At 31.5% G+C, this 21,817-nt stretch carries 16 protein-coding genes and 1 CRISPR repeat array; of the genes, 8 read left to right on the forward strand and 8 right to left on the reverse strand.

The window, feature by feature from the left end; translation table 11 throughout:
- Nucleotides 1-16 precede the first annotated feature (16 nt).
- On the forward strand, nucleotides 17-1,264 hold the full coding sequence (locus tag ETU08_RS10460; RefSeq protein WP_146262970.1) for an ABC transporter permease: 1,248 nt from the start codon (nucleotides 17-19) through the stop codon (nucleotides 1,262-1,264).
- 60 nt (nucleotides 1,265-1,324) lie between these two features.
- Here ETU08_RS10460 and ETU08_RS10465 read toward each other — a convergent pair whose 3' ends face one another.
- From ETU08_RS10465 to ETU08_RS10480, 4 genes are all read right to left on the reverse strand, one after another.
- Nucleotides 1,325-2,395 (reverse strand): peptidylprolyl isomerase, encoded by a 1,071-nt coding sequence (locus ETU08_RS10465; RefSeq protein WP_146262971.1) that lies wholly within the window; start codon nucleotides 2,393-2,395, stop codon nucleotides 1,325-1,327.
- A 105-nt stretch (nucleotides 2,396-2,500) separates the two neighbouring features.
- Nucleotides 2,501-2,773: an HU family DNA-binding protein gene (locus ETU08_RS10470; protein WP_146262972.1), complete on the reverse strand. Its 273-nt coding sequence runs from the start codon at nucleotides 2,771-2,773 to the stop codon at nucleotides 2,501-2,503.
- Between the two features lie 114 nt (nucleotides 2,774-2,887).
- On the reverse strand, nucleotides 2,888-3,958 hold the full coding sequence (locus ETU08_RS10475; RefSeq protein ID WP_146262973.1) for a diphosphomevalonate decarboxylase: 1,071 nt from the start codon (nucleotides 3,956-3,958) through the stop codon (nucleotides 2,888-2,890).
- Complete coding sequence (locus ETU08_RS10480) at nucleotides 3,955-4,956, reverse strand: NAD-dependent epimerase/dehydratase family protein (RefSeq protein ID WP_146262974.1); 1,002 nt, start codon at nucleotides 4,954-4,956, stop codon at nucleotides 3,955-3,957. Before ETU08_RS10480 ends, ETU08_RS10475 begins: the two co-directional genes overlap by 4 nt.
- A 226-nt stretch (nucleotides 4,957-5,182) precedes the next feature.
- On the opposite strand from ETU08_RS10480, the gene ETU08_RS10485 reads away from it, so the two are divergent.
- Genes ETU08_RS10485 through ETU08_RS10510 form a run of 6 tightly spaced genes read left to right on the forward strand, consistent with a single transcriptional unit; the run spans nucleotide 5,183 to nucleotide 11,545 of the window.
- Nucleotides 5,183-6,529, forward strand: a complete 1,347-nt coding sequence (locus ETU08_RS10485; RefSeq protein WP_146262975.1) for a TolC family protein — start codon at nucleotides 5,183-5,185, stop codon at nucleotides 6,527-6,529.
- A gap of 7 nt (nucleotides 6,530-6,536) precedes the next feature.
- Nucleotides 6,537-7,751 (forward strand): efflux RND transporter periplasmic adaptor subunit, encoded by a 1,215-nt coding sequence (locus ETU08_RS10490; RefSeq protein ID WP_146262976.1) that lies wholly within the window; start codon nucleotides 6,537-6,539, stop codon nucleotides 7,749-7,751.
- A 59-nt stretch (nucleotides 7,752-7,810) separates the two neighbouring features.
- The gene (locus ETU08_RS10495) at nucleotides 7,811-8,554 is read left to right on the forward strand and encodes an ABC transporter ATP-binding protein (RefSeq protein WP_146262977.1); all 744 of its coding nucleotides are present in this window, start codon (nucleotides 7,811-7,813) and stop codon (nucleotides 8,552-8,554) included.
- A 1-nt stretch (nucleotide 8,555) separates the two neighbouring features.
- On the forward strand, nucleotides 8,556-9,776 hold the full coding sequence (locus ETU08_RS10500) for an ABC transporter permease (protein WP_146262978.1): 1,221 nt from the start codon (nucleotides 8,556-8,558) through the stop codon (nucleotides 9,774-9,776).
- Nucleotides 9,769-10,821 (forward strand): sensor histidine kinase, encoded by a 1,053-nt coding sequence (locus tag ETU08_RS10505; RefSeq protein WP_146262979.1) that lies wholly within the window; start codon nucleotides 9,769-9,771, stop codon nucleotides 10,819-10,821. Before ETU08_RS10500 ends, ETU08_RS10505 begins: the two co-directional genes overlap by 8 nt.
- Nucleotides 10,808-11,545, forward strand: coding sequence for a LytR/AlgR family response regulator transcription factor (locus ETU08_RS10510; protein WP_146262980.1), 738 nt, complete (start codon nucleotides 10,808-10,810; stop codon nucleotides 11,543-11,545). The genes ETU08_RS10505 and ETU08_RS10510 overlap by 14 nt, the downstream gene beginning before the upstream one ends.
- Before the next feature lie 582 nt (nucleotides 11,546-12,127).
- On the opposite strand, the gene pdxY is transcribed toward ETU08_RS10510, so the two are convergent.
- Nucleotides 12,128-12,988 (reverse strand): pyridoxal kinase PdxY, encoded by an 861-nt coding sequence (gene pdxY, locus ETU08_RS10515; RefSeq protein ID WP_146262981.1) that lies wholly within the window; start codon nucleotides 12,986-12,988, stop codon nucleotides 12,128-12,130.
- A 175-nt stretch (nucleotides 12,989-13,163) separates the two neighbouring features.
- Between pdxY and ETU08_RS10520 the strand changes: the two genes are divergently transcribed.
- Nucleotides 13,164-14,720, forward strand: coding sequence for a Do family serine endopeptidase (locus tag ETU08_RS10520; RefSeq protein ID WP_246118458.1), 1,557 nt, complete (start codon nucleotides 13,164-13,166; stop codon nucleotides 14,718-14,720).
- 330 nt (nucleotides 14,721-15,050) lie between these two features.
- Nucleotides 15,051-15,932: direct repeats of the CRISPR family, unit length 46 nt; unit sequence GTTGTGAGTTCCTTTCATTTTGTATCTTTACAACAGTTGTTACAAC.
- A gap of 114 nt (nucleotides 15,933-16,046) precedes the next feature.
- On the opposite strand, the gene cas2 is transcribed toward ETU08_RS10520, so the two are convergent.
- From cas2 to cas9, 3 genes are read right to left on the reverse strand one after another with little or no spacing between them, the layout of a single operon-like run.
- The gene (cas2, locus tag ETU08_RS10525) at nucleotides 16,047-16,385 is read right to left on the reverse strand and encodes a CRISPR-associated endonuclease Cas2 (RefSeq protein ID WP_146262982.1); all 339 of its coding nucleotides are present in this window, start codon (nucleotides 16,383-16,385) and stop codon (nucleotides 16,047-16,049) included.
- Complete coding sequence (cas1, locus tag ETU08_RS10530) at nucleotides 16,382-17,272, reverse strand: type II CRISPR-associated endonuclease Cas1 (protein WP_146262983.1); 891 nt, start codon at nucleotides 17,270-17,272, stop codon at nucleotides 16,382-16,384. The genes cas2 and cas1 overlap by 4 nt, the downstream gene beginning before the upstream one ends.
- Nucleotides 17,273-17,284: 12 nt before the next feature.
- A complete protein-coding gene (gene cas9 / locus ETU08_RS10535; RefSeq protein ID WP_146262984.1) occupies nucleotides 17,285-21,502 on the reverse strand; it encodes a type II CRISPR RNA-guided endonuclease Cas9 in 4,218 nt (1,405 codons plus the stop codon).
- Between the last annotated feature and the right edge of the window lie 315 nt (nucleotides 21,503-21,817).

Raw genomic sequence — 21,817 nt, forward strand, 5'->3', positions numbered from 1 at the left:
CATAAACTTAATAATCATGCTTATTTTAAATAGAGAAATTTGGAGTGAAATTTATTATACGCTTAGTAAGAATAAGCTTAGAACAATTTTAACGATGATTGGAGTTGCATGGGGAATGTTTTTGTATGTTTTTCTATTAGGAGCAGCAAAAGGAGTTGAAAATGGATTTAATAAAATATTTGATGGTTTTGCAACCAATAGTATATTTCTCTGGGGCGAATCTACTAGTGAACCTTATCATGGATTACCTAAGTATCGACCTATTGATTTAAATTTAGAAGATATAAATTATTTAAAAACTGAAGTAGAAGAAATTGAAACTATAGCCCCCAGAAGTGTAGCCTCTTCTGAACAAGGAATTATAAACAGGCATAAAATTACGAAAAGATATAGTGTATTTGGTGATTACCCCATTGCTAATCAGTTGGTAAAAAAAGAAATTATTCGTGGTCGGTTATTAAACGAAGAAGATATTAATCATAACAGAAAAGTAGTCGTTATAGGAAAAGAGATCGCAGAGCAATTTTTTTCTAAAAATGAAAATCCAATAGGTGAATATATTAAAATTAATAATACGTATTTTAAAGTTATTGGAGTTTATAAAAACCCTAATGGAAGTAACACCAGCGATAATCAATTATTTATACCCTTTAACACATATCAACAAATTTACAATAGAGGTAATAAAATTGGATGGATGGTTATAGTTATAAAGCCTCAATATGATGTAAAAAAAGCTGAAATAAAAATAAAAAATATTTTGAAACAAAGACATAAAGTTTCACCCACGGATGAAAAAGCTTTTGCCGGGTTTAATTTTGCAGAGGGTTATAAAAAATTAGTTAGATTTTTGGAAGGTATGCAACTACTTACATGGATAGTGGGGGGACTAACAATTTTGGCTGGGGTAATAGCCATTTCTAATATTTTACTAATAACAGTTAAAGAAAGAACTTTAGAAATAGGAATAAAAAGAGCTCTTGGTGCGAAACCTAAAGAAATTAGATACCAAATTTTGATGGAAAGTGTTTTTTTAACAATTTTTTCTGGTTTAATAGGTTTTATAGGAGGAATACTTTTTTTATTCTTTATTAATCAAATGATCGTAAACAATCCGAATATCCCGTTTTATAATCCTTCCTTAAGTATGTGGAATGTTCTTGCAGCACTTAGCTTAATGGTTAGTTTAGGATTATCTATTGGACTGATACCGGCACAACAAGCTGTAAGAATAAAACCTATTGAAGCATTAAGGGCTGAATAATATTTAATTAAAAAAAGTATCTCCAAATTATATTGGAAATACTTTTTTATTTTCTAAAAACTAGTTATTTACTTTAACAAGTTCAACTTCAAATAATAGCCAAGCATTAGGCGGAATCACTCCTCCAGCACCTTGAGAGCCATAACCTAAAGCTGGCGGAATTAAAAGAGTTGCTCTTGAACCTTCTTTTAATAAAGAAATACCTTCCTCCCATCCTTGTATAACCATGCCTTTTCCTAAAGGAAAATCTATTGGTTCATTCCTAGCGAAAGAAGAATCAAATATATTTCCGTTTAATAATGATCCTTCGTAATGTACAGATACTTTATCCCCCACTTTAGCCATAGAACCTGAGCCCTCATGAGAAATTTTATAATAAAGTCCTGAGGGGGTTTGGATCATTTCTGATTTTAATTGTTCTAATTTTAAGGTACTTTCTTTTTCTTTTTCATCTATAAATTTTTTATTTCTCTCAGAAATTAAATCTTTATTTTCTTCAAAGAACTTAGCAGCATCGTAGTTTTTATATTCATCCCCTTTTTTAAGTATACTAACCTTTTCAATTATAATAGATTCTAAAGGTCTATCTTGTGCCCCAGTTTTAGCAGCTGCTATTGTATTAACTACATCAATACCTTTAATTACCTCAGCAAAAATAGTATGTTTTCCATCTAACCAAGGAGTTGGAACTTCAGTGATAAAAAATTGGCTTCCATTGGTATTAGGACCAGAGTTAGCCATTGACAATATTCCACCACCAGAATGTTTTAAATTGTTTTTTTCATCTTCAAATCTATATCCAGGTCCTCCCATACCAGTTCCTTCTGGATCTCCGGTTTGAATCATAAAGTCTTTAATAACACGATGAAAAATAATTCCATCATAAAAAGGTTCTCCATTCTTCTTAGCACTATTAGGAATATTTCCTTCTGCTAAACCAATAAAGTTTGCAACAGTAACCGGAGATTCTTTATCAAAGAATTTTACTAATATATTACCTTGATTGGTTTTTATATTGGCATATAGTCCATTTTCAAGATGATCGTACGTTTGATTGTCAATTGTTTCCAAAGTTTTACAATTTATAAGGGTTAATGATACTAACAAAAAAATTATGATCTTTTGAATCATATTTTCATTTATTTTAAATCAAATTTAAGAAAATGTATAGTATTCTAAAAATAAAAAAGCTATTACAAAATTTGTAATAGCTTTTTTTATATTTCTATCGATGTCTTAGTTTACTGCATCAGATAATTCAGCACCTGGCTTAAATTTAGCAACCTTTTTAGCAGCTATTTTTATTTTTTCTTTAGTCTGAGGATTGATTCCTTCTCTAGCACTTCTTTCAGTAACAGAAAAAGTACCAAATCCAATTAAAGATATTTTATCACCTTTGCTTAAAGTTTTTGTTACATTAGAAGTAAAAGCATCTAATGCTTTTTTTGCATCTGCTTTTGATAGACCAGCATCAGCTGCAATTGCATCAATTAATTCTGATTTGTTCATGACAATTTATTTTTATATAAGGTTCTACATGTTGCGTGACACAAAGATAAGGTTTTGTTTCTTATGTACAAGTTTTTTCAATTTTTTTATCTTTTATATATATAAATTATATACTTAATTTAAAAAAGATATTTGATTGGTTATCAAATTACCATTTTCTGTAAATTTAATTAAGTCATTTTGAATAAAACTTGAAACTATTCCTTTATCTTTTTCAGGATATAATAAATGGATGTTAGCACCGGCATCTATACTAAAATAAAGATGCGCTTTACAATTTTTTCGAAATTTCCAAATTTTATCAATAACCAAAAGTGTTGATGGTTTTAATAATATAAATGAAGGTTTAGAAGTCATCATCATTGAATGTAAACTAAGTGATTCATTCTCAACTATGTACCCAAAAGATTCTAAATCTCCTTCTTTCAATATTGAAATTAATTTAGTTATATTTTTAGTAGCTTCGTTAAAGCGTACAGATGCATAGGGGTGTTCATTCATTAATTGATGCCCTACAGAACTACTTACTTCTTTAACCCCTTCATCCAAAAGTAAAACTGTATCTATAAAAGTTTCAAACACTGAATTAATTTCTAAAGGATAAGGAACTGCATATAAATTTGAGCTTTCAATAATATCCGGATGTTCACCCCATAGAACCAAGCCATTATATAATGATCTACAAGCGCTACCAGAACCTAGTCTGGCTATAAATGATGTTTTTTTTAATTTAAATTCTTCAGATAGTTTATCATCACTTAATATTTTACTCATTTCCATCAAGCATTTAGCCAATGCTCCGAACCCGGAAGCAGAAGAGGCTATACCACTACTATGCGGGAAATTATTTTCAGTATAAATTTTATAATGATATTGATCAATAAAAAGTAAATACTTTTTAAGTGATAGAAAATATTTTTTAATTTTTTCAGTAAAACTTTCTTGGAACCTTCCATCCAAGTATACCTCAACCTTAAATTTATCAGATTTATTAAATTCTATCTTTGTTTCAGTAAAACTATCTGTTAATGTATAACTTAATGAAGGATTTGCAGGGATTTGGTTCTCATATTTTCCCCAATATTTTACCAACGCTATATTGGAAGGACACTTGTGGCTGACTTCTCCTTTTTCAATCAGTGTATAATTATCCTCGGAAATAAATTCTTTTTCAGTTATTTTCATAAATTCTTATGCTTAATAAAATTATTAAAATGAAATAGTAAAGAGTCTTCTAAAGATTTAAATTTATAGTTAATTTTAGAAATTATTTTTTGATTAGAATAAGTCGTAGTGTTAATCAAAGCATTTACCACAGATCTACTTAATTTTTTTTGTGTAGGTAAAACTTTGGTAAGTAAGGCTAGTGATTTGATCAGAAAATTAGAAATCACAATTGGTTCTGACTGATTTATGTGTCTTCTTAAAATTGAAAAAACTTGTTTGTAAGAAGCATTCTCAGAAACAACTATATACTTTTCGTTAATTACGTCACTTTCCATTAGCTTCACAATTATATTAGCTACATCTTCTGCATCAACAAATCCAGTTAAACCTTTGGTACTATAAACTTTATTGGAAATTGCCATGTCAAAAAGCATTCCGCTGCTACGATTCCAATTTCCAGATCCCAAGATGACTCCTGGACAAATAATTATAACATTTAACCCCTCTTGTGAACCTCTCCAAACTTCCATTTCTGCAGCAAATTTAGAACATGCATAGGAAGAATGATAGGTTTTAAAATTCCATTCAGAATTTTCATAGATATCATTTTGATCAATCTCTGGGTCTAGTGTTGCTATAGAGCTTATATAACAGAATTTATTTATATTTTTTTCAATGGAAAGATTTACTAAGTTTCTTGTACCTTCAACATTAACTTTGTATAATTCTTTTTTATCTTTTTCTTGAAAAGAGATTTTTCCTGCAATATGATATATTTTTGTAACACCTTCCAGGGCTGGTTCCAGTGAATATATATCAAGAATATCTCCTTTGACCCAATGGATTGAATTAAATAATTCTTGATAATTAATCGGTTCATAAATTTTGAATATATATAAAATATTTTCTTTTAAATTTTCATCTCTAATCAAAACCTTTAGATTCTGATTTTCTTTTGCTAGTTTTAAAACTACATATGTTCCTAATAAACCCGTTCCACCGGTAACTAATATCATAGATAAATTATGAAGAAATTAATTTTTAGATAAATTATTAAATGAAAGATTTATATAGTAATTCATCATTTTATATAGATTAACTAATACAGACGTATGCAAAAGTAATTTAATTATCCTTAAAAAATAGCTTTTTATATAGTAATAATTCATTCAAGTCGATTTGTAAATAATTTCTTTAGGATTAGGATTACATTTGTTGGAGAATAAAAAATATGAATTAACAATGACGTTAAATAAACAATTGTTATTACTTGTAACCATTTATTTATTATCATTAATAAATATAAAATCTCAAAATAATTTAAATAGAAGGGTTGTTTGGAGTTTAGAAGAATGTTTAGAGTATGCAATAGCCAACAATATTACGGTTAAAAAAGCTATTTTAAGTAAAAACTCTTCTGATTTAAATTTAAAACAATCCAAAAATAATCGATTACCCAATCTAAATGCAAATATTAATGGGGGTATGACTAACGGAAGTAGTATAGATCCTATCACCTCATCATTTCAAAATGAATTTTATAAATCTGTAAACGGAAACATTTCTACCAGCGTAGCTCTTTACAATGGTAATAAACTTACCAATACTATTGAACAAAATCAATTATTAGTTAATCAAAATAGTTTGTATATAGAACAAGCAGAAAATAATATTATTTTAAGTATACTTGAAGCTTATGTACAAGCCTTATACACCCAAGAAGCTATTGAAATTGCTAAAAATTCAGCGAAGTCTACTGAAGACCTTTTAAAGCAAGGACAAATAAAATTTTCAAACGGAGCTTTGTCAAGAAGTGATTTGGCTGATTTAGAAGCACAAAATGCTACCAATCAATATAATATTGTATCAGCACAAACCCAGTATGCACAACAAGTATTAGCACTTAAGCAATTGCTTGAACTAGATCCAAAAATAGATTTTCAAATTGAAATTCCAGAATTATCAGACTCTAAAGATTTCTTAATACCTAACAAAGAGATTATTTTTGAACAAGCGGTAAATAAATTGCCTGATACTAAAATTTACGATTTAGAAAAGCAAATCAATGAAAAGGATTTGGAGATTGCTAAGGCAGGGTATTTACCTACCCTAAATTTATCTGGAAGTTTAAGTACTGGTTATTCAAGCACGCGTGATTATATTGACTTTGGTAGGCAACTAGACGGGAATAAAAGCCAGAATGTATCTTTGTCTTTAAATATTCCAATTTTCTCTAAATTTCAAAACAAAACCAATGTAGCTTTAGCAAAAATCAATATTCAACAAAGTGAATTGAATAAAATTCAGGCGAATAAAGATTTATATCAAAAAATTGAAATGGCATGGCTGAATGCAACCACAAATCAAGCAGAATCTAAATCTTCAAAAACTTTACGAGATACCTCCAAATTATCATACGACTTATCTATTAAAAAATATGAATTTGGTGGATCAACAACCACGGATCTTTTGGTTAGTCAAACCAATTATTTAAACGCCGAACAAAAGTACTTACAAACCAAATATATGGGGCTTTTATACCAACAATTACTTCAATATTACCAAGGACAACCTATTAAAATTCAATAAAACAAATATGAAGACAAATAAAATTAAAATATTAGTGATTGCAATAATTTCAATTGTATCCATATTTTTTATTTATAAATATTTCTTTTCAGCTTCTAAACCAACACTCTCCGTAGAAACTGTTAAAGTTGAAAAAGGAAATGTAAGTGAAGCCATAACAGCCACAGGAACTGTAAATCCTGTAAATGAAGTGACTGTAGGTACGCAGGTTTCGGGAATAATTGAAAAAATATATGTAGATTATAATAGTCCAGTAAAAAAAGGGCAACTTATAGCACAAATTGATAGAACCAATCTATTAGCAACTCTAACCGATGCACAAGCCACCTATTCCTCCGCATTGAATCAACTAAGCTACCAACAACAAAATTTTAACAGGCAAAAGAATATGTACAACGCACAAGTGATTAGCAAAGCAGATTTTGAAACGGCTAGTTTTTCATTGAATGATGCAAAAGAGTCCGTGAAACAAGCAAAATCAACTTTGCAAAAGGCACAAACCAATCTTGGTTATGCGAACATCTATTCCCCTATAGACGGAGTTATCGTCACTAAAGAAGTAGAAGAAGGGCAAACCGTTGCAGCTTCCATGAGCACTCCTACTCTATTTACAATTGCTCAAGATCTTACAAAAATGCAAGTGGAAGCCAATGTAGATGAGGCTGATATAGGAAATGTACAAGTTGGGCAAAGAGTAACTTTTACGGTTGATGCTTATCCTTCCATTACTTTTAACGGTACGGTTAATCAAGTACGTTTAGGAGCCACTGTAACCTCTAATGTAGTAACCTATACAGTTATTATTGTTACAGATAACAGCAATTTAAAATTAAAACCCGGATTAACCGCAACTGTTACCATTTATACAAAAGAATTAAATGATATTATTACTTTACCGGCTAAGGCATTAAATTTCACCATGGATCCTAAAATTTTGGAAATATACAATAAAGAACATCAATTAAATACTAAAATAAGTACCATTAATAAAAGTAATGATGACGATAAATATGTGTGGATCAGAAACAAACAAGGAATTTTAGAACAAAAATTAGTGAAAATTGGCGAAAGCGATGGAATAAATGTTGAAGTTATAAGTGGTTTAAAAGTAGGCGATGAAGTTGTTTATAGTATGAAAAATAAGCAAGACGGTACATCTTCAAACAAACAAGAAAGCAGTCCTTTTATGCCTAAAAGACCTGGAGCAAGTAAGAAAAAATAGTTGATTCCTTAAATATTTAGTTTAAAAGGAACCTTTACAAATAATTAAAAATACATGAGATGAGTAAACCCATTATACATATAGAAAATTTAAAAAGAGAATTTAAAATGGGGTCAGAGATTGTTCAAGCGCTAAAAGGAATAAATCTTACGGTTCAAGAAGGAGAATTTTTAACCATTATGGGTTCCAGTGGATCAGGAAAATCTACCCTTTTAAATATTCTTGGATGTTTAGACCAGCCTTCCGAAGGTACTTATGAATTAGACGGAGTAAGAGTTAAAAATTTATCCAAAGATCAGTTGGCTAGAATTAGAAATGAAAAAATAGGATTTGTCTTTCAGGCTTATAATCTATTGCCAAGAACCACCTGCATAGACAATGCAGAACTACCACTTATGTACAATTCAACGGTGTCTTCCAAAGAACGTAGAGAACGAGCGGTAACAGCTTTGAAGAGAGTGGGTTTGGAAAGTAGGTTAACCCATGTTCCCAGCCAACTATCCGGAGGTCAACAGCAACGGGTAGCTATTGCAAGAGCTTTAGTGAATCACCCAGTAATATTACTTGCAGACGAAGCTACCGGTAATTTAGATACCAAAACCTCCTATGAAGTTATGGCACTATTTCAAGAACTTAACGAACAAGGAATTACCATTGCATTTGTAACTCACGAACCCGATATAGCTTTATTTAGTCATAGAACCATAGTTCTAAAAGATGGTTTTATTATTAAAGACGAAGCTATTAAAAATAGACTTAATGCCTCGGATGAATTACAAAAATTATCCAACAAAACCGATTAAAATGAACTTATCTAACCTTTTTAAAATATCATTTCGAGCGATTTTGCTTAATAAGATGAGAACTTTGCTAACTATGCTAGGAATCATCATTGGTGTTGCTTCCGTAATTGCTATGCTAGCCATTGGAGAAGGTTCTAAACAAAGTATAAAAGACAGTCTTTCTTCCATGGGTTCCAATATTATAACCATACGCCCAGGGGCTGGAAGACAAGGAGGCGTACGTTTAGATATGAGTGCTTCTCAAACTTTAACCTTAAAGGATCTAAATTTTCTTAGCAAAAATGCCAATTTAATCACAGAAATTTCCCCGGTGGTTAATGGCAGTGGACAATCCATACATGGAGCTAACAACTGGCCTACAACTCTCTACGGGGTTACTCCGGAATATCTATCTATTAGGAATTTAGAAATTCTTGATGGAAGTATGTTCACAACACAAGAAGTCAATTCTTATTCTAAAGTCTGCATTTTAGGTAAAACGGTTATAGATAATTTATTTCCCAATGGAGAAAATCCAATAGGACAAATCATTCGTTTCAATAAAATCCCATTAAAAGTTATAGGAACCCTTAGCCCTAAAGGGGAGAATGCTTTTGGGCAAGACCAAGACAATATAATTTTAGCACCTTTTACAACAATACAAAAAAGAGTTTTAGCTATAACTTACCTAAATTCCATTGTTGCATCAGCCGTTAGCGAAGAACAAGCATCCAATGCAGTAGATCAGCTTACAACATTAATGAGGGAATCCCATCAATTAAATTCATCCGATCCAGATAACTTTAATATTTCCTCTCAACAAGAAATACTTTCAACCATGAATTCCACCAGTGAAATGCTAACTATACTTTTAGTGGCAATTGCAAGCATTTCCTTGCTTGTAGGAGGAATAGGCATTATGAATATTATGTATGTATCCGTAAAAGAACGTACCCGAGAAATAGGTTTGAGAATGGCTGTAGGAGCCAAAGGAAAAGATATTCTTATGCAATTCTTAATAGAATCTATTCTTATTAGTTTTACAGGAGGAGCCATAGGAGTTTTAATTGGTTTAATATCTACGTACAGTATTAAAACTTTTGCAGGCTGGCCGGTAAGCATAACTCTTTTTTCCATATTTATTTCCTTCGCAGTATGTACAGTTACCGGAATATTTTTTGGATGGTATCCTGCCAAAAAAGCCTCTGATTTAGACCCTATTGATGCATTAAGATATGAATAAATTTCGCCTTTTACAAAACAAAAAATTAGTATATTTTCTGCACTTTGTCGTTTGGGGAGTACTTTTCATTTCGCCTTATTTATTCTCTTATGGACAAGAAGAATTATCGTTTGTAGCAAGAAGGTCCTGGGTATCTTTATTAATCTATGCTTTTTTGTTTTATATTAATTATTTATGGCTGATAAAAAAATTTATTTTCAACAATAAAATTTTAATTTTTATAACAATAAATGTTATTGTTATAGCTCTATTAGTGATATTAAAGCACGAGTTAATATTTAAACTGCTTACAGAAGATCCTCATTTTAGAATACCATCCAGACCCTCACGTTCCTTTTTTATATATTTTGATAGCATTTCTATGATTATTCCCATGGTATTTGCTCTTGCATTTCGTATTAGCGAACGTTGGGTAAAAACTGAATCAGAAAAAAATGAAGTTGAAAATTATAAATTGCAAGCCGAGTTGCAGCATTTAAAATACCAAATTCAACCTCATTTTTTCTTCAATTCTTTAAACAATATATATTCATTGGTAGATATTTCACCGGAAAAAGCTAAAGAAACCATACATAGCTTAAGCAAGCTGATGAGATATTTGCTCTATGAATCCAATACAGAAACCGTACGATTAGAAAAAGAGATAGAATTTTTAAACAAATATATTGAGTTAATGAAGCTAAGGCTTACAGAGAAAACCCAAGTGAAAGTAAACTTTCCTAAAATTAGTTCATCCATACAAATTCCTCCTTTATTATTTATTTCAATTATTGAAAATGCATTTAAACACGGAGTTTCCGCCACACAAACTTCTGTGATAGAATTTTCCATGAAATTGTGGGAGGATAGAATTTCTTTATTTTCTAAAAACCATAATTTTCAAAAAAGTATAACGGATAAAAGCGGTTCCGGAATTGGTATACAAAACTTAAAAAAAAGATTGGATCTTTTATATCCCAATCAATACGAATATAGTTCAGAAATTTGTGGGAATGAATTTATTGTTAATTTAGAGATTAAATTAAAAACAAATGAATTCCAATAAAATATCTTGCATAATCGTAGATGATGAGCCTATGGCGCTTCAACTAATTGAAAATTATGTAAACCAAACGGCGTATTTAGAACTAATAGGAAAATTTAACAACGCTATTGAAGTTCTGGACTTCATAAATAAACAAAAAGTTGATTTAATTTTTTTAGATATACAAATGCCAGAATTGAATGGCTTACAATTGGCAGAAACCATAAAAGACCATACCAAAATAATATTTACAACGGCATTCGATCAATATGCCCTAGAAGGATATAAAGTAAATGCATTGGATTATCTTTTAAAACCTTTTGATTATAAGGAATTTATATTAGCGACAAACAAAGCGAAAGAATGGTTTGAATTAATTCATGCAAAAGAGCAAAAAGAGTTAGATAAAAAACAATCTCCGGAGTATTTTTTTGTAAAGTCAGAATACAGACAAATAAAAATAAGCTTTCATAAAATTTTATATATAGAAGGTTTAAAAGATTATGTGAAAATTTGGTTAAAAGATGAGCCTAAACCAATTCTAACTTTAATGAGTTTAAAAAAATTGGAAGAAGAGTTACCCAAAGATCGATTTATGCGGGTACATAGATCTTTTATTATCTCTCTTGAACATATACAATCCATAGAAAAAAATCAAGTCATTATCCATCAGCAATACATTACCATATCAGACCAGCATAAAGAAAGTTTTTACAAATTCATACAATCAAATTCCATAAATTAAGGAGACAAAAACATTGGCACGAGTAGTTTTATGAAAGAGTATAAATTTTATGGAATTAATTTTAAAGCAGGGCTAAAGATAGTTTTTTTTATTGTAGTTTTTTTTTAACCCTGTTTTTATTTATACTAATTATTTATGCTTTAGCTCCTTTTTTAAAAGGTAATGGAATATTTAAAATAGACATTGCAATTTCTCTACTTTACGCAGGTTTATTTTTGTTATGGATTGCTACTCAATTAAAAAAACATTGGGAAATTATTTATGATCTGTCTCATTTAACTATTACTTAGTTCAATAAGGAATGGATGGTAACTCTTGAACAACTCCATGTAATTACCAATTGATGTAAATAATAATTTTTTGTTATTTAACCCTCTGCACCCTAACCGTTAAAATTAAAATTTGAACCAGCATTAATTTTTTTAGCACCTTTTTCAAAACCGAAGGTTTTAAAAGAATTAGAAAATTTTGTATCAACCTTAAATCCCTATATTGATATAAAATTTTACACTTACGGATATAAGCAAGAATTTTCCTCTAATTATCGAGAAAATATAATGTATCTAAGGAAAATTTAGAAAATTATATTTTTATAGCTTCAAAATGTTGGGAAGGATTAGCAATTTCTTCTTGCGCCGCTACCAATTGCAATTCATATTCTCCCCGCTTATAGGTTTCCAACATTACCGCATAAACGGCTGCAGTAGTCGCTTCCAATGCTTCTTTACCATTTTTACCTAGTAATAAATGCGTCAACAATAAACCTGAGGTTAAATCTCCAACTCCTACCGGTTGTCGAGTACCAAAATCAAATAAAGGTCGTGCAATATGCCAAACTTCGTCCTTCGTAGATAGGATCATTTCAAATTGATCTGAACTTTTAGCTGCTTTGCTTAAATGTTTCACTAATACAATGTTCACCCCTTTTTGGTGTAATATCTTGATTCCTTGCAAAACATCGTCCATATGATTGATGGTTAAGCCTGTCAGTATTTCAAGTTCTAATAAATTAGGCGCCATAATGTCACTTACTTGAATGGCTTCATTTTTAAAAAAATCTGATACTCCTTCCGCTACTATGCAGCCTTTCTCTGGATGCCCCATCACAGGGTCGCAAAAATAAATAGCATTCGGATTGATGGATTTAATTTTTTTTACTATTTCTAAAATAGCTTTTCCCTGTTCCGGAGAGCCAATATAACCGTTTAGAATAGCATTACATTTATTTAATTGTTGTATGTTGTCTATACCTTCAACAATTTCCAATAAGTGGTGGGCAGGCATAACCTCACCCGTCCATTTACCATACTGTGTGTGATTGGAAAATTGTACGGTATTTAAAGACCACACACCTACCCCACATCGTTGCATAGGGAACTCTGCGGCACTATTTCCTGCATGCCCAAATACGACATGTGACTGAATGGATAAAATATTTTTCATCCTTAAATTTACTTTTATTTTAGGAAGCAAATCTATACAAATTATTTGTAAAAAAATATGAAAACTATAAGCTGTCAGGTACTCGGTAAATATATGTTAAACCACAGACAAACTAGTAATTTGGTACTACTTTTGAAATGAGAAATAACTAATAATTCAATTTAGTTTAATGACTATGAATAATAAAAAAAGCAAATTTCAAATTAAAAAAGTAGCTTCTTATATCCTTATGGGAGTTGCAGGAGCTGCACTGTCCGTAGGTGTTTTTTCTGCAATGAAAAAAAACACAAATCTTAGTGATTTCGAAATATTTAAAAAAGACCAAAATGAAAAAGGCTATTTCCAATCGGCAAGCTATAGCACTGCAAGCTATAACCCGCCCGATCTAACGGTAGCCGCTGAAAAAACCATCAATGCAGTGGTAAGCGTTAAGAATTATTCTTCCTACAGCCCACAGCAACAAAGACAACAGTTTATTGATCCTTTTGATTTCTTTTTCGGAGATCCTTTTAATAATTCACCTCGAAGATCACAACCTCAACAACCCAAAGATACACCTAACGGTTTAGGTTCCGGAGTAATTATCTCATCAGACGGTTATATAGTAACCAACAATCATGTTATTGACGGCGCTGATAAAATCGAAATTACCCTTAACAACCAAAAAACTTATACCGCTACCTTAGTTGGGACTGATCCCAATTCAGACATAGCTTTACTAAAAATTGAAGAAAAAGGCTTGCCTTTTTTAAATTTTTATGATTCGGACAATGTAAAGGTGGGTGAATGGGTTTTAGCTGTGGGTAATCCATTTGGATTAACTTCTACCGTGACTGCGGGGATTATCTCAGCCAAAGGACGTAGTTTAGATATACTAAGATCTAACTCTAAAAACCCTATTGAATCTTTTATACAAACCGATGCGGCTGTAAACCCTGGGAATAGTGGTGGTGCTTTGGTTAATACCAACGGCGATCTTATAGGTATAAATACTGCTATTGCTTCCCATTCCGGTGCGGGTACTTTTGAAGGTTATAGCTTTGCTGTACCGTCTAACATTGCTAAAAAAATTGTAGAAGATATTAGAAAATACGGTTTGGTGCAAAGAGGATATTTAGGGATTGGGGCTTTAGATATGAGTGATGATTCTGCGGTTAAACAATACAATGCAAAAAATAAAACTTCTTACAAATCTCAACAAGGGGTTTTAGTTACCGAAGTTCAGGAAGACGGTGGCGCTAAAGATGCTGGCATAAAAAAAGGAGATATTATTACCCAAATTGATGGGGTTACTATAAGAAACTTCCCTACCCTTTCCGGAATTATTGGTGAAAAGAGACCGGGAGACAACGTTTCTGTAACGATTATGAGAGACGGTAGTTTAAAATCTTTTAAAGTAAAAGTAAAAGACGCACAAGGAGGAACTTCTGTAAAAACTAAAGCAGATTTATCGGTGACTGAAAAATTAGGAGGAGAATTTACTTCTTTAACCGAGCAAGAAAAAGTGAATTACGGGCTTGAATCCGGGGTGGTTGTTACCAACGTGGATGCCAACGGAAAACTTAGATCCATTGGAATAAACGAAGGTTTCATTATTATGGAAATCAATGATAAACCTGTAAATAGTGACAAAGACATTGAAAGATTATTAAAAAATTACAACGGTACTGTTTCTGTAAAATACGTAGATCCTTACGGTAGATTTTATAGAAGGGGTTTCAAAATGAATTAATAATTGAAAAATATCAACCTATAAAAAAGCATCCGTATCAATACGGATGCTTTTTCTTATTAATGCTTTTTCTATTTAATTATTTAATAACTTCAATATAAATTAAGCTCTGAAAACAAGGTATAGTGGTGATTTTAAAATATTCTTGTTTTATAAAGCATACCACGATCTTTTTAGTTTATATCTAGTATTGAAGTATTGAAAATGAAACTTTTTAAAAATTAGGTTAATAATATAATATATTAAACTATCATGATATGCCTTGTTTGATAAATTAAATTTTATACCTTTGTAAAAGTTTAAACAAGGATATTTTTATAACTATAAAGGTTTGTGAGTCCCTTTCCATTTATATCTTTACAGTAGTTGTAACAATAATAACAAGTTTTTGACATTATTATCATTCTTTGTGAGCTCCTTTCATTTTGTATCTTTACAGCAGTTGTTACAACGCGCCTGGTAAAGGTTGCCCGTCATCGTATGTTGTGAGTTCCTTTCATTTTGTATCTTTACAGCAGTTGTTACAACGCGCCTGGTAAAGGTTGCCCGTCATCGTATGTTGTGAGTTCCTTTCATTTTGTATCTTTACAACAGTTGTTACAACATTACTGTATTCTAATTTATTCATTTTTATGTTGTGAGTTCCTTTCATTTTATATCTTTACAACAGTTGTTACAACATTTTCCATAGTTTTAAATTATTTAGCATAGTTGTGAGTTCCTTTCATTTTGTATCTTTACAACAGTTGTTACAACGTGTAGTACCTGTTCTTATCCCTGTAGTATGTTGTGAGTTCCTTTCATTTTGTATCTTTACAACAGTTGTTACAACCTTCTTGGTTGATTGCTTCTAATTCATCCAGTTGTGAGTTCCTTTCATTTTGTATCTTTACAACAGTTGTTACAACTATTTCATTTATTTCTTTTGATGTAGGCTCGTTGTGAGTTCCTTTCATTTTGTATCTTTACAACAGTTGTTACAACTTCATCCTTCGTATTCTCTCCATAATAGGCGTTGTGAGTTCCTTTCATTTTGTATCTTTACAACAGTTGTTACAACGTAACAGTAAAAGGGAAGAACGGCGAGCTTGTTGTGAGTTCCTTTCATTTTGTATCTTTACAACAGTTGTTACAACAATTTATCTTTGATTAAATTTTGAGTATTGGTTGTGAGTTCCTTTCATTTTGTATCTTTACAACAGTTGTTACAACCTCTAATCCTACAAAGGGTTGATAGATAAATATTTAGAAGCTCAATTAGGATTTAAAAAAAGAATTAAAAGCCATAAGAAAAAAACTTTTCTTATGGCTTTTTGATTTTCTAACCTAAAACATTTCTAATTGTTGGGGAGCTAAAGGTAAATTGGAGGCTTGTTTGGAAAAGAATATTTCCATTTGGGAAAATTGCTTATCAGTGATACTAATAATTCCTACTTTTCCATACTGGGGCAGTTTATTTTTAACTCTTTTTATATGCACATCGGCATTTTCTTTACTGGGGCAATTGCGTAAATAAATAGAAAATTGAAACATAGTAAACCCATCGTCCAACAAATCCTTTCTAAATCTAGAGGCTTGGCTTCTTTGTTTCTTGGTTTCGGTTGGTAAATCAAACAATACTAATACCCACATGATTCTATATGCATTGTAACGACTAAAACTCATACAAACTCAGGATACCGAATGATTCGGTTTTCTCCGATTATACATTTATAAAGGGAACTGGTGGTTGAGCTTAGGGCTACCAATAAAGGTTTTTTACTCCCTTCCAATCGTACATCCCGTGTAGCCAATTGCAAAAAATGTAATTTGGCTGATTTAGAAAGTTTTTCTTCTTGGCGATTCTGCTGCAACCATTCCACCACCATTTCATCCACAAAAGGACGATAGGGTTCCATAACGTCATCCGCCAATCCGTAAGGGTTGTATTTATTTTTATGAAACAGCCCTAGGGTTGGATTTAAGCCGGAACTAACCAAAGCTCTTGCTACCATACTTCTTAAAAGGCTGTAGCCATAGTTTAGAAATTGGTTGGGTGTTTCTCCTTTTCGTTCTCGAGTAAAATTCTCAAACATTTGTTTCCAATAGTATTGGGCAGCTATCCCTTCTCTATTGGTGGTATCTCCAGATTTTACCTCGTTCATATACTCTAACATCGGTTCAAAAGAATGCCCTAGTTTTTGTAATAAACATTTTTGTTGATAAATTTTAGTTTCCACCGTTTGTTTCCACAATTGTTTACGCAAAGGTTCAGAAAGACTTGTTTGTTCTCTGAGCCTACGGGAATGTTCTACATGACCGGCCAACGGTAACATTAAGGAAATGGGCAAATGGTAAGCATCACAGCTTATAATTCCTACATTGTTCTGTTGCAAAGCCACCATAAGGGGATGTGTCAAAGTAATTTGAGAATGATCGAGTACCAAAAAGCCCATATCTTCCACGGGAACTGTACCGTTAATTGTTCCCGTTGCAGGATCTTCAACATTTAACTGGTGATCTTTCAGTTTTAAATAGGCGGGATTGCCTACATAGATGGTTCGCTTAAGCATGAGTTTACAATTTTAATATTCGCCGATTTGCACAATCTCACCTAAATGATTAATTCTAACTTTAACAATATTTTCAATTTCTGACAATCTTACTCTTTTCCATGTCAAATCTTTAGTTTTTGCATGGGTTTCAACATTGGTTTCTAAATGATGCCTAAAAAAGTAATCTTTAGTGGCTATTTTTTGTACTCTAAATAAATGTTTACTAATAAGTTGGTAATTTTTTTTATCCAGTAAATTTATTTCAGCAGGATGGAAATCTTCAGAAGGGAAAACAAACATTTCATTTTGTTTTAGGGTAAATAAAAACGTCCAACCCAAGTCTTGTTGATAGGTTTTATCAATTACGAGCAAGTTTTGATTTTTCCTTTCAACAGCTTCCATAAATGATACTACTTTTTCTTGCAAATTCCCCTTTTCATCTCTATAGATAGCCACATGATGATTATTACCTTTACTGATGTAATCTACCGGTATTGGGTGACCTTTCTCGTTTAAAATCTCTTTTCCTAAATGATCTTTTTTTGTATGCAAAGGTTCTGCATTTGCAACTCCAAAAATAGTTACCCTTCGTAAAGCTTTATTTTTTTCCTTATTCAGCCAAATAGGATTTTCCTCTAAATTAGAAAAAGCAATTTTTGGATTGTTCCCATAATCCAACAATCTCTGTTTTAAAATTCGCTTTATTCCCTGGTCAACCACTTTTTCAATATTCAAATCAGGATCAACATTTTTTCTTATGGTAAATTTCTCTTCCAACTCGCGTAATTTTACCTTATTAGGCAAAGTTTCTTTTTTATCATCATCTAAATAAATAGGATTTTTGCTCAACGAATTTTTACCTGTAAAGGCTTTCTTAGGATCGTTGTTATTTTCTTTGAGTCTTTTTAAGAGTAAATTTCTGTGTAAAGAATTGCAAATTTTAAGAATGGTTGGTTCGTCAAATGAAGCATTTATCCTATATTCTTTATAAACATATTGTTTAATTTTACCGTAGATGGTTTCTTTATGCATCTGCCCTCTAGGGGTAAGAGTATCTTGTATTTTAGAATTGCCTGCAATTTTGTTTTTGTTTTTAGTAACTACCTTATTTTTATTTTTATGAGAGATTAATACTGTTTCTAAGTGTTCTCGCGCTTGTTGTCTAAAATTGGGAAGGGGTTCCTTAAATAAAGATTTATTTTTTCCGGATTTGCTTTTCACTTTTATAAGTTCTTTATCTTCTATGGCTGTAATTATTGGATGAAAGGGATGATTTTCATTTGTCCTAGCATTTTTATAATTTAAATATTGAATATGGGAAGGTTTAGTAAATGCAACGGTAAGTGCATCCATGGCATGATGGCGATGGTCATTTCTCTTGGTCCAATCTATAATTTGTTCCCCTTTTTTATTATCTATGATTTCTGTTAAGCCTGCTTGCCTGTATTTGGGTAAATTTAGTTCCTTCATTACATTTAACAAGCCCCAGTCTTCCCTTAATTTTTGAGTAACCGAACCGGTGGTAGAGACCACCGTAGGAGTAATTTGAAACAGTAAATCTTTCGCTTTTTTGGCTATGTATTGGGTATCTCTTAAATCTCTTTCGATAAAACCGTCTCCAATTTCAGTAGCTTTTTTTAGTAGTTTTTTATATTTAGCCTCAGTAATTCCTCCCTCCTTGGCTTTATAAAGATTTTCTACTCTTGCTATGAAATCTTCCAACCTCTGAGGACCATAATTGTTTAAAATATAATCGTAGGCAGTACTTGCGCTTTTTTCTCTATTAATTTTTTTGGGTGATAGGGTTTTATTAGAAAAACTATCGTCGAACAAAAGAGCTTTCGGTAGTATATGATCAATGTCGTACAAGTTAGAAAATAATTGTTGGGGTTCTATGTATTGGTTGGTATATAAATCTTTATAACTGTTTATTTTAAGTTCTTGGTAAAGTTTGTAACGAATAATATCGTTACGGCTTGGATTTTTAATATGAAAAGGGGCTTGCTGTAAAATTTCAATTATTTTTTGATGGTATTTATGGGCGGATTCCACTTGTTTAGAAAGTTCCTCTCTTTCTTTAGCATTTTTTTTCAACTCGCGGGCTAGTTCTACACGAATTTCATCCAACTTAAAATTTCGTTCCAGGCCTTGTGCTTCTAATCGGTCGTTTTCACTATCCAATATAGTATTTACAACATTTACCATTTGGTTTAATATTTTTTCAACCACTGGATTTCTTAAGCTGTTCTTAGGAAGATTCTCCAACCTGTCTTTTAATTTTCTTTGGGCTAATTCTTCTTGGGTTAAAGAGTTTTTGGAATGTCTATATCCTGCCAATGCACAGGCTTGTGCGTAGTCATTTTCTTTGATATAAACCGCTATTTTTTTTAATGCTTTGGTGCTTAAACTTCCATAATCATCTTTAAAAACTACCGTTCCTAATCGCTTGGCTTGCTCTAAAGTAAAGCCGAATTTTTTATGCAACTGTACGTATAAATATTCCATTCCGGTACGGGATTCTTTTTTTATCTCTGGCGGTATATCATCTTCATTGTAAGAATATAATAGGTGCCAAAGCTGGTAAGCCGGTTGTTTTTGAAATTGTTCACCTTCCCATTCCGAATGAAAATTTAGTATTTCAGTATCAATTCCTAAATCTTCAAAGATCGCTTGTACCGTATTTTTTATTTCATGAGCATCTAATTTTATATCTTTTAGGTTTACTTCTTCTTTCCCGGTACTAACTTTAAAATTTTTACGTAGATCGTATCCTGATAGGTCTAAAATATCTAAATATTTATTATACAATTGTTCGTTGGTAAGATTTCCTTCCAGTACTTTATAATTTAACTTGTATTCCTTACCCTTGCCTAAAATATTTAGGACTTGTTCGGCACTCATGCAACCTTTTAAATTTAGTTCTTCAAAAAGTAAATTTTTATCTTCTTGGCACAAATCTAACTCTTCACCCGTTTTTTTATGTTTTAACTTTACATTGTGCAACTGCTGCCAAATCTTAACTTCTTGAAATAATGGAGAAGATTTTGGTGCTACTCGCAAACCAACGGTGCGTGCTTTTCCGTTTTTGTCTTTAATTTCTCTTTGCTCAAATTCACAAAGGCTAATAAGGTTTTTTTTGGACTTTAGTTTACGTTGGTAAAAAATTATGACATCTCTAATTTTTTCTTTTAATTCACTGGTAAGTTCTTGGTGTTGTTGGGCTTGTACTTCCCAAATTTTTTCAAATTCATCCAAATAGTCTTGTCTATAAAATACTTGCCCTCTTAAACGAGCATGTTTATTTTTTTGCAATTGGCTGTATAAATACTGCCCTACCGTTTGTTTATTGAAATATAGTTCCTTACTTCGGTCGCTGATTGCTCCTAAGTATCCCGAGGATCCTGCAATTTGTCCGTTGATTTCTTGTAGCACAATTGCCAAAGTTTCTAAGTTTAGTTGTTGTGCTAGAGCTTCGTTTCTCCATTGGTAGTTCTCTAAACGTAGCTCTTTACCTTTTTTATCTCTCTTAATGCCTACTAACTGCAAGGGCTCTTTTAATATAGCCCATGTTTGAGTTTTATTTCTGCCTTTAATATTTTCTTTAAGTTCATCCGTCAATATTTCTGAATAAAACTGTTTTTGAAATTCCCAAACGCGTAAAAATTCATTTTCTAAATCGGATCGATAAAATTCAGGAATTGAAAAGTTTTTATGTAAAGAATTTTGGTAAACGTATTGCCCCGGGGTTAAATGATCCTCGTATAATTTTTTAGCTATTTCCATTCCGTCGATCAATTGACCGTCTTCTGTAATATTCACTTTCCGACTACTCTTGTAACCTCTTTTTTTATTTATGGCTAATAAAACTCTTGCAAAATCTGTAAGGCTTAAAACTTCCTGAGCAGCTTTGGCACGTAGTTCACAAATTTGGAAAGTTGTATTTTTACCATTTTCTGCTAATATGGTTGAGGAAACTATAAAATGATTTTCTGTAAGTAATTGGATAAGATTTTCTCTACGTAGCTTATAGCGTTGTAGATTTCTTCGAGCCGATCGTGCTTGAGCTCTTACTGCATTGGTAGTAATTGGTTTTCCCTTTTCAAAATTGGTTTGCTCATCCACCGTTAAAGGGTTTACCCTTACTCCTACTTTTACTATGGAAGATTTTTCATTTGTATCTTCCGCTTCTTTAACCAACGCCCATCCGATGGATGTAGTCCCTAAATCCAGACCTAAAATATGTTTCATAAATATGTGAATAATATATTATATTGACACAATATACATAAATATTTATCTTTAATAGGTATTCATTTAAAAAAATTTATCTATATTTGCAGTGAAAGGACTCACAATAAGGATTATTCCGTTGTGAAAACATTTAAGACGGGGCAACTCGTCTTTTTTTATTGAAATTATTTTAAGTTTTTGAAATTCTAAGCCAGTTTTAGTCTTAATTCCTTCCATTGTTAATGATTACAATTATTTAAATAATTGCCTATTATATCCTAAACCAAAGTAGTAGATATAAACTCGGATGTTTATTTAATTCATTTATAGATC

The organism is Apibacter muscae (genome assembly GCF_007845635.1).
Lineage (GTDB): Bacteria > Bacteroidota > Bacteroidia > Flavobacteriales > Weeksellaceae > Apibacter > Apibacter muscae.

Coding starts and splice junctions, on each gene's coding strand:
- cas1 (WP_146262983.1), bottom strand. CDS start 17,272: ATGCTTAAGCGAACCATCTATGTAGGCAATCCCGCCTATTTAAAACTG.
- ETU08_RS10505 (WP_146262979.1), top strand. CDS start 9,769: ATGAATAAATTTCGCCTTTTACAAAACAAAAAATTAGTATATTTTCTG.
- cas9 (WP_146262984.1), bottom strand. CDS start 21,502: ATGAAACATATTTTAGGTCTGGATTTAGGGACTACATCCATCGGATGG.
- ETU08_RS10460 (WP_146262970.1), top strand. CDS start 17: ATGCTTATTTTAAATAGAGAAATTTGGAGTGAAATTTATTATACGCTT.
- cas2 (WP_146262982.1), bottom strand. CDS start 16,385: ATGAGTTTTAGTCGTTACAATGCATATAGAATCATGTGGGTATTAGTA.
- ETU08_RS10500 (WP_146262978.1), top strand. CDS start 8,556: ATGAACTTATCTAACCTTTTTAAAATATCATTTCGAGCGATTTTGCTT.
- ETU08_RS10470 (WP_146262972.1), bottom strand. CDS start 2,773: ATGAACAAATCAGAATTAATTGATGCAATTGCAGCTGATGCTGGTCTA.
- ETU08_RS10495 (WP_146262977.1), top strand. CDS start 7,811: ATGAGTAAACCCATTATACATATAGAAAATTTAAAAAGAGAATTTAAA.
- ETU08_RS10485 (WP_146262975.1), top strand. CDS start 5,183: ATGACGTTAAATAAACAATTGTTATTACTTGTAACCATTTATTTATTA.
- ETU08_RS10490 (WP_146262976.1), top strand. CDS start 6,537: ATGAAGACAAATAAAATTAAAATATTAGTGATTGCAATAATTTCAATT.
- ETU08_RS10520 (WP_246118458.1), top strand. CDS start 13,164: ATGAATAATAAAAAAAGCAAATTTCAAATTAAAAAAGTAGCTTCTTAT.
- ETU08_RS10510 (WP_146262980.1), top strand. CDS start 10,808: ATGAATTCCAATAAAATATCTTGCATAATCGTAGATGATGAGCCTATG.
- ETU08_RS10475 (WP_146262973.1), bottom strand. CDS start 3,958: ATGAAAATAACTGAAAAAGAATTTATTTCCGAGGATAATTATACACTG.
- ETU08_RS10480 (WP_146262974.1), bottom strand. CDS start 4,956: ATGATATTAGTTACCGGTGGAACGGGTTTATTAGGAACATATGTAGTT.
- ETU08_RS10465 (WP_146262971.1), bottom strand. CDS start 2,395: ATGATTCAAAAGATCATAATTTTTTTGTTAGTATCATTAACCCTTATA.
- pdxY (WP_146262981.1), bottom strand. CDS start 12,988: ATGAAAAATATTTTATCCATTCAGTCACATGTCGTATTTGGGCATGCA.